Origin of the sequence: Mycobacterium sp. 1245801.1 (assembly GCF_001673055.1) — a bacterium.
GTDB lineage: Bacteria > Actinomycetota > Actinomycetes > Mycobacteriales > Mycobacteriaceae > Mycobacterium > Mycobacterium europaeum_A.
The window spans coordinates 21,577-27,968 of record NZ_LZKY01000131.1 but is presented as its reverse complement, the minus strand read 5'-3'; the positions used below and the strand labels follow the sequence as shown (position 1 = coordinate 27,968).

At 71.5% G+C, this 6,392-nt stretch carries 7 protein-coding genes and 1 pseudogene; 5 read left to right on the top strand and 3 right to left on the bottom strand.

The features are described from left to right. Positions 1-320: pseudogene (locus A5622_RS07790) on the top strand (hypothetical protein); the annotation flags it as partial. A 54-nt stretch (positions 321-374) separates the two neighbouring features. On the opposite strand, the gene A5622_RS07785 reads toward A5622_RS07790, so the two are convergent. Beyond that, positions 375-734: an iron-sulfur cluster assembly accessory protein gene (locus A5622_RS07785; protein ID WP_066871643.1), complete on the bottom strand. Its 360-nt coding sequence runs from the start codon at positions 732-734 to the stop codon at positions 375-377. 96 nt (positions 735-830) lie between these two features. Further along, complete coding sequence (locus A5622_RS07780) at positions 831-1,907, bottom strand: glycerate kinase (RefSeq protein ID WP_066871677.1); 1,077 nt, start codon at positions 1,905-1,907, stop codon at positions 831-833. 191 nt (positions 1,908-2,098) lie between these two features. Between A5622_RS07780 and A5622_RS07775 the strand changes: the two genes are divergently transcribed. Genes A5622_RS07775 through A5622_RS07760 form a run of 4 tightly spaced genes read left to right on the top strand, consistent with a single transcriptional unit; the run spans position 2,099 to position 5,186 of the window. Further along, entirely contained in the window at positions 2,099-2,791 is a 693-nt protein-coding gene (locus A5622_RS07775; protein ID WP_066877716.1) for a DUF3043 domain-containing protein, read from the top strand. Positions 2,792-2,818: 27 nt separating this feature from the next. Continuing rightward, positions 2,819-3,355 (top strand): bifunctional adenosylcobinamide kinase/adenosylcobinamide-phosphate guanylyltransferase, encoded by a 537-nt coding sequence (locus A5622_RS07770; RefSeq protein WP_066877714.1) that lies wholly within the window; start codon positions 2,819-2,821, stop codon positions 3,353-3,355. Continuing rightward, positions 3,352-4,425 (top strand): nicotinate-nucleotide--dimethylbenzimidazole phosphoribosyltransferase, encoded by a 1,074-nt coding sequence (cobT, locus tag A5622_RS07765; protein ID WP_369829223.1) that lies wholly within the window; start codon positions 3,352-3,354, stop codon positions 4,423-4,425. Before A5622_RS07770 ends, cobT begins: the two co-directional genes overlap by 4 nt. After that, positions 4,422-5,186, top strand: coding sequence for an adenosylcobinamide-GDP ribazoletransferase (locus A5622_RS07760; RefSeq protein WP_066877711.1), 765 nt, complete (start codon positions 4,422-4,424; stop codon positions 5,184-5,186). Before cobT ends, A5622_RS07760 begins: the two co-directional genes overlap by 4 nt. Positions 5,187-5,251: 65 nt before the next feature. On the opposite strand, the gene A5622_RS07755 is transcribed toward A5622_RS07760, so the two are convergent. After that, the gene (locus tag A5622_RS07755) at positions 5,252-6,361 is read right to left on the bottom strand and encodes a branched-chain amino acid aminotransferase (protein WP_066871658.1); all 1,110 of its coding nucleotides are present in this window, start codon (positions 6,359-6,361) and stop codon (positions 5,252-5,254) included. Between the last annotated feature and the right edge of the window lie 31 nt (positions 6,362-6,392).

The window sequence follows — 6,392 nt, the reverse complement described above, 5'->3', positions numbered from 1 at the left end:
AACACCGCGACATCGACGAGATCGCCCGCAACGCGCTGTGCGGCCTGTACGACGGGGTCCAGGACAAGCGGTCCGACCAGGCGCTGGCCAAGCTCAGCAGCGACGCGTTTCGCAAGCAGTTCTCCGAGGTCGAGCTGACCTCGATCGACAAGATCGTCTACCTGTCGCAGTACCAGGCTCAGGCGTTGTTCACCATGAAGGTGTCGCCGGTAAGCGGGGCCCCGATGCACGGGCAGGTGCAGGGCATCGCGCAGCTGCTGTTCCAGCGCGGCCAGATCATGGTCTGCTCGTACGTGCTGCGCACCGGCGGCTCGTACTGAGTGCGAAACCGTCAGCCGGGCAACAACCCGGTTGACGGATTTGGGATCAACCGATCAGTTGAACGAGTCGCCGCAGGCGCACGAGCCGGTGGCGTTCGGGTTGTCGATGGTGAAGCCCTGCTTCTCAATGGTGTCCACGAAGTCGATGGACGCGCCTTCGACGTAGGGCGCGCTCATCCGGTCCACGGTCAGCGTCACGCCCCCGAACTCCGCGGTCAGGTCGCCGTCCAGCGTCCGGTCGTCGAAGAAGAGGTTGTAGCGCAGGCCGGCGCACCCGCCCGGCTGCACGGCGATGCGCAGCGCGAGGTCGTCGCGGCCCTCCTGGTCCAACAGGGACTTTGCCTTGGTGGCGGCGGCCTCGGTCAGGATCACGCCGTGGGTCGTCGTGGCGTTCGACTCGTTTTGCACCGTCATTGCTTCTCCTACATGCCTCATCGTTGGGTGGGTCCGATCAAGCCCGATACCGCCGGCTTGCGCCGGGCGATCCGGATCGCGCGAAAGTCCACTTCTTCAACGGTACCTTGACGGACCGCTATTCCCGAGTCGCGCCGCCACAACGGAGGCCAGGCCCATGAGTTGGTTGGCGGCGTCGGCCTGCGCCAACCGCACCGATCCGGCGTGCTCGGCGATGGATAACGCGGCCATGATGCCCGACGAACGTACCGTCGCGTTGTCGAGGTCGACCTGGCCGGCCAGCACGACCACCGGAATCCCCCGCGGCCGGGCCGCGTCGGCGAGAAATCCCACCACCTTGCCGTGCAGGGATTGTTCGTCGAACCGGCCCTCGCCGGTGACGATCAGCTCCGCGGTGTCCAGGTCGTCGGACAGCCGGGTGTGTTCGGCGATGATGGCCGCCCCGGACTGACAGCGGCCGCCGAGCGCCAGCAGCCCGGCACCGATCCCGCCGGCGGCCCCCGCCCCGGGCTCGGCGCTCACGTCGCGCCCCGCCACCGCTTCCAGGATCAGCGCCCACGCCTGCAGGCGAACCTCCAGCGCGGCGACGGTGGCCGTGTCCGCGCCCTTCTGCGGCCCGAACACCCGGGCCGCCCCCCACGGGCCCAGCAGCGGGTATTCGGTGTCGGAGGCCGCGATCAGCTCCACGTTGCCCAGCTGCCGGCGGGCGGTGTCCAGGCCGCCGAGCTCGGCGATCATGCCCTGCCCCCCGTCGGTGCAGGCGCTGCCGCCCAAACCCACCACGATGCGCGTCGCCCCGACCCGCAGCGCCTCGGCGATCAGCTGGCCCACGCCTTTGCTGTGCGCCGCCATGGCGGTCTCCGGGGTGGGTGGTCCACCGATCAGCGCCAGGCCGCACGCTTGGGCGCACTCCAGGTAGGCGGTGGCCGACCCGGGGTCGAACACCCAATCGGCTTCGACCATGGCTTTCAGCGGTCCCGAGACCCTTAGCCGACGCGTCTCCCCCAGCCGGCTGGCCAGCACCTCGACGAAGCCGGGGCCGCCGTCGGATTGCGGGGCGACGATGAACCGGTCGCCGGGACGCGACCGGGTCCAGCCGGTCGCGATGGCGGCGGAAGCCTCCAGCGCCGACATGCTGTCGGCGTAGCAGTCCGGGGCGACCAGAACTTGCATGGCGGGCAATTGCAGGCGGCCGGGGGCCAGGCCGGGACCATCATCATCCGAGGCCATCGACCCGTCGTCCATCAAAGGCAGCCGTTCATCACGTGTAAGAGTAGGGCCAAGGGAGGCACTAACGCAGGTCTAATAGCAAGGCATTCCAGGCGAATTCCGGCCCGGGTCGCGCGCGAAGTAACCTGGCCACTGTGAAGCTGTTGGGCCGTAAGAAAGGCCAGGACACCGACCTCGACGAAAACGCGGCCACCGCGGCCGTCGCCGGCGTTGCTGGCGCCTCGGGCGACGCAACCCGCGAGGCGCAGCGGACGGGCCCCAAGGGCCGCCCCACGCCCAAGCGCAACGAGGCGCGGCGCAACGCGCGCAAGGGACCGGTCGCGCCGGCCCCCATGACCGCCGCCGAGGCGCGGGCGCGGCGCAAATCGCTGGCCGGCCCCAAGCTCACCCGCGAGGAGCGCCGCGCCGCCAAGGCCGCCGGCCGCGCCGGCATGTCGGAACGCCGCGCGAAGATGATGGCCGGCGAAGAGGGTTACCTGTTGCCGCGCGACCAGGGGCCTATCCGCCGCTACGTGCGCGACGTGGTGGATTCGCGGCGCAACCTGCTGGGCCTGTTCATGCCGTCGACCCTGTTTTTGATGTTCGTCATGTTCGGCGTCCCGCAGCTGCAGCTGTGGGTATCGCCGGCGATGCTGGTGCTGATGGCCGTGATGAGCGTCGACGGGTTGATCCTGGGCCGCAAGGTCAGCAGGCTGGTCGACGCGAAGTTCCCGGACAACACCGAAAGCCGTTGGAAGCTAGGCCTTTACGCCGCCGGCCGGGCGTCCCAGATGCGCCGGCTGCGGGCGCCGCGGCCCCAGGTCAAGCACGGCAGCCGTGTCGAGTAGAGCTCGCCGGAAGGCCGGCTGACATCGGTGCGCACCCTGGTGCTCGGCGGGATCAGGTCAGGCAAGTCGCAGTGGGCGGAGCAAGCCATCGCCGACGGGTTGCCGGCGGGGCAGGCGGTTCAATACCTGGCGCCCGGGCCGGCCGGCAACGACGATGCGGCCTGGGCGCAGCGGATCGCCCGCCACCGCGCCCGCCGGCCCGCGCACTGGTCGACGATCGAAACCGACGACGTCGCAACGCAATTGCGCCAATGCCCGGACACCCCGACGCTCGTCGACGATCTCGGCACCTGGCTGACCGCCGCGCTGGACCGCAACGGCGCCTGGGACGGCGGCTCGGTGGTGGCCGCCGTCGATGACGTGCTGGCCGCGGTCGGCGACTTCGCTTCCCCGCTGGTGCTGGTCAGCCCGGAGGTCGGCTTGACGGTGGTGCCCGCTACCGCCTCCGGACGCCGGTTCGCCGACGAGCTGGGCGGCCTCAACCAGCGCCTCGCCGGGTTGTGCGACCGGGTGGTGCTGGTGGTGGCCGGCCAGCCGGTCCCAATCAAACCGTCGGGGGCCTGATGCAGTTCGCCGCCATCTCACCGCCCGATGTGGACGTCGCCGCCGCCGCGCGCGCCCGCCAGGACGCCCTGACCAAGCCCCGCGGCGCGCTGGGCCGGCTCGAGGATCTGTCGGTGTGGGTCGCGTCGTGTCAGGGGCATTGCCCGCCAAGGCAATTCGAGCGTGCCCGGGTGGTGGTGTTCGCCGGTGATCACGGCGTCGCCCGCTCGGGTGTGTCGGCCTACCCGCCGGAGGTGACGGCGCAGATGGTCGCCAACTTCGACGCCGGCGGGGCCGCGATCAACGCCCTGGCCGACATCGCCGGGGCGACGGTGCGGGTCGCCGACCTGGCTGTCGACGCCGAGGCGCTGACCGAACGGATCGGCGCCCACAAGGTGCGCCGCGCCAGCGGCGACATCCGGGTGCAGGACGCGTTGAGCGACGACGAGACCGCGCAAGCGCTCGCGGCCGGCGCGGCCATCGCCGACGAGGAGGTCGACGCGGGCGCCGACCTGCTGATCGCCGGGGACATGGGCATCGGAAACACCACGCCCGCAACGGTGTTGGTGGCGGCCCTGACGAACGCCGAGCCGGTCGCGGCGGTGGGCTTCGGCACCGGGATCGACGACGCCGGGTGGGCGCGCAAGACGGCCGCGGTGCGCGACGCCCTGTTTCGCGCGCGGCAGGTGCTGCCCGATCCGGTCGCGCTGCTGCGCTGCGCCGGTGGCGCCGACCTGGCCGCGCTGGCTGGCTTCTGCGCGCAGGCCGCGGTCCGGCGCACGCCGTTGCTGCTCGACGGCATGGCGGTGACGGCGGCCGCGCTGGTCGCCGAGCACCTAGCGCCGGGCGCCCGGCTGTGGTGGCAGGCCGGTCACCGGTCCACCGAGCCCGCGCATGCGCTCGCGCTGACGGCGCTGGATCTCGAGCCGATCCTCGACCTGCGGATGCGGCTGGGCGAGGGAACCGGCGCGGCCCTCGCGGTGCCGGTGCTGCGCGCCGCGGTGGCCGCCCTGTCGTCGATGGCGACCTTCGCCCAGGCCGGTGTGTCCGACCGCCTCGACGGCCCCGCACCGGCCGCTCCCCCGCCGTGATCCGTTCGCTGGCAACGGCTTTCGTGTTCGGTACGGTGCTGCCCGTTCCGGGCGGCGGCCATGCGCCGATGGGCCGCGCCGCCATGGCCGCACTGCCGGTGGTGGGCGCCGTGCTGGGGGCCCTGGCCGCCGCCGTGACCTGGGGCGGGGTGCACGTGTTCGGGCCGTCGGGCCCGCTGCCCGGCCTGCTGGCGGTCGCGGTGCTGCTGTTGGTGACGCGCGGCCTGCACGTCGACGGTGTCGCCGACACGGCCGACGGCCTGGGCTGCTACGGCCCGCCGCAGCGGGCGCTGGCGGTGATGCGCGAGGGATCGACCGGGCCGTTCGGCGTCGCCGCCGTCGTCGTCGTGATCATGCTGCAGGCACTGGCGTTTTCTGCGTTGGGGGCCACCGGCCGGGTGTGGCCCGGCGTGGCCGGGATCGCCGTGGCGGTGTTCTCGGGCCGGGTGGCCGCGGTGCTGGCCGGCCACCGGTCGGTGCCCGCGGCCGAGGGCAGCGCCCTGGGGGTGCGGGTCGCGGGCAGCCAGCCGACCTCGGTGGTGGCGGCCTGGGTCGCGGTGCTGCTCGCCGGCTCGCTGCTGGCCGGGCCGCGGCCGTGGCAGGGCCCGGTGGCGGTGGCGGTGGGCCTGGGCTGCAGCGCGATCCTGGTGCGGCACTGCGTGCGCCGATTCGGCGGCATCACCGGTGACGTGCTGGGCGCGGCGATCGAACTGGCCGCGACGGTGAGCGCCGTGGCGCTCGCGGGCCTGGTGCGGTTCTGAGCTCGAGCGTGAAACTAATTTCACGCTCACGCCCGAATGTGAAGCTAACTTCACACTCGAGCCAACTAGCCCAGCCGGGCCATCCAGCCGTGGGTGTCGGCGAAGGTGCCGCGCTGAATCCCGGTCAGCGTGTCGCGCAGCGCCATGGTGACCTCGCCGGGTTGGCCGTCGGCGACGGTGAACTCGGCATCGCCGTACTTCACGTGCGAGACCGGGGTGATCACCGCGGCGGTGCCGCAGGCGAACACCTCGGTGATCTCCCCGGCGGCGGCCTTCTTCTGCCACTCGTCGATATCGATCTTGCGTTCCTCGACGGAGAAACCGGCGTCAATGGCCAACTGCAGCAAGGAGTTTCGCGTTATGCCGGGCAGCAGTGAACCCGACAGCTCGGGGGTGACCAGCCGCGCCGACCCGCCGCTGCCGAACACGAAGAAGATGTTCATCCCGCCCATCTCTTCGACGAAGCGCCGCTCGACGGCGTCCAGCCAGACCACCTGGTCGCAGCCGTTGGCCGCGGCCTCGGCCTGAGCCGACAGCGAGGCCGCGTAGTTGCCGCCGAACTTGGCGGCGCCGGTGCCGCCGGGGCTGGCCCGCACGAACTCCGTCGACACCCAGACGGTGACCGGGCTGATGCCGCCCTTGAAATAGGCGCCGGCCGGCGACGCGATCAGCAGGTAGCGGTAGCGCTTGGACGGCCGCACCCCCAGCCCGGGCTCGGTGGCGATGACGAACGGGCGCAGGTACAACGCCTCCTCGCCCCCGGCCGCCGGAACCCAGGCGCGATCGACCGCGATCAGCTGGCGCAGCGATTCCATGAACAGCTCTTCGGGCAGTTCCGGGATGGCCAGCCGCCGCGCCGACGACCGCAACCGGGCGGCGTTGGCCTCGGCGCGAAACGACACGATCGAGCCGTCCGCCCACCGGTACGCCTTGAGCCCCTCGAAGATCTCCTGCGCGTAGTGCAGCACGATCGCGGATGGATCCAGCTCGATGGGGCCGTACGGGATGACGCGCGCGTTGTGCCAACCGTCGCCGGTCTCGTCGTAGTCGATGGACACCATGTGATCGGTGAAGTACTTGCCGAAACCCGGCTCGGCCAGGATGGTTTCGCGTTCGGCATCGGTTGCCGGAGTTGCCGAGCGCGAAACCGTGAACTCGAGGGAGCCACTGGTCATCCGCCGATTGTATATCCGCCTACCGAATCGG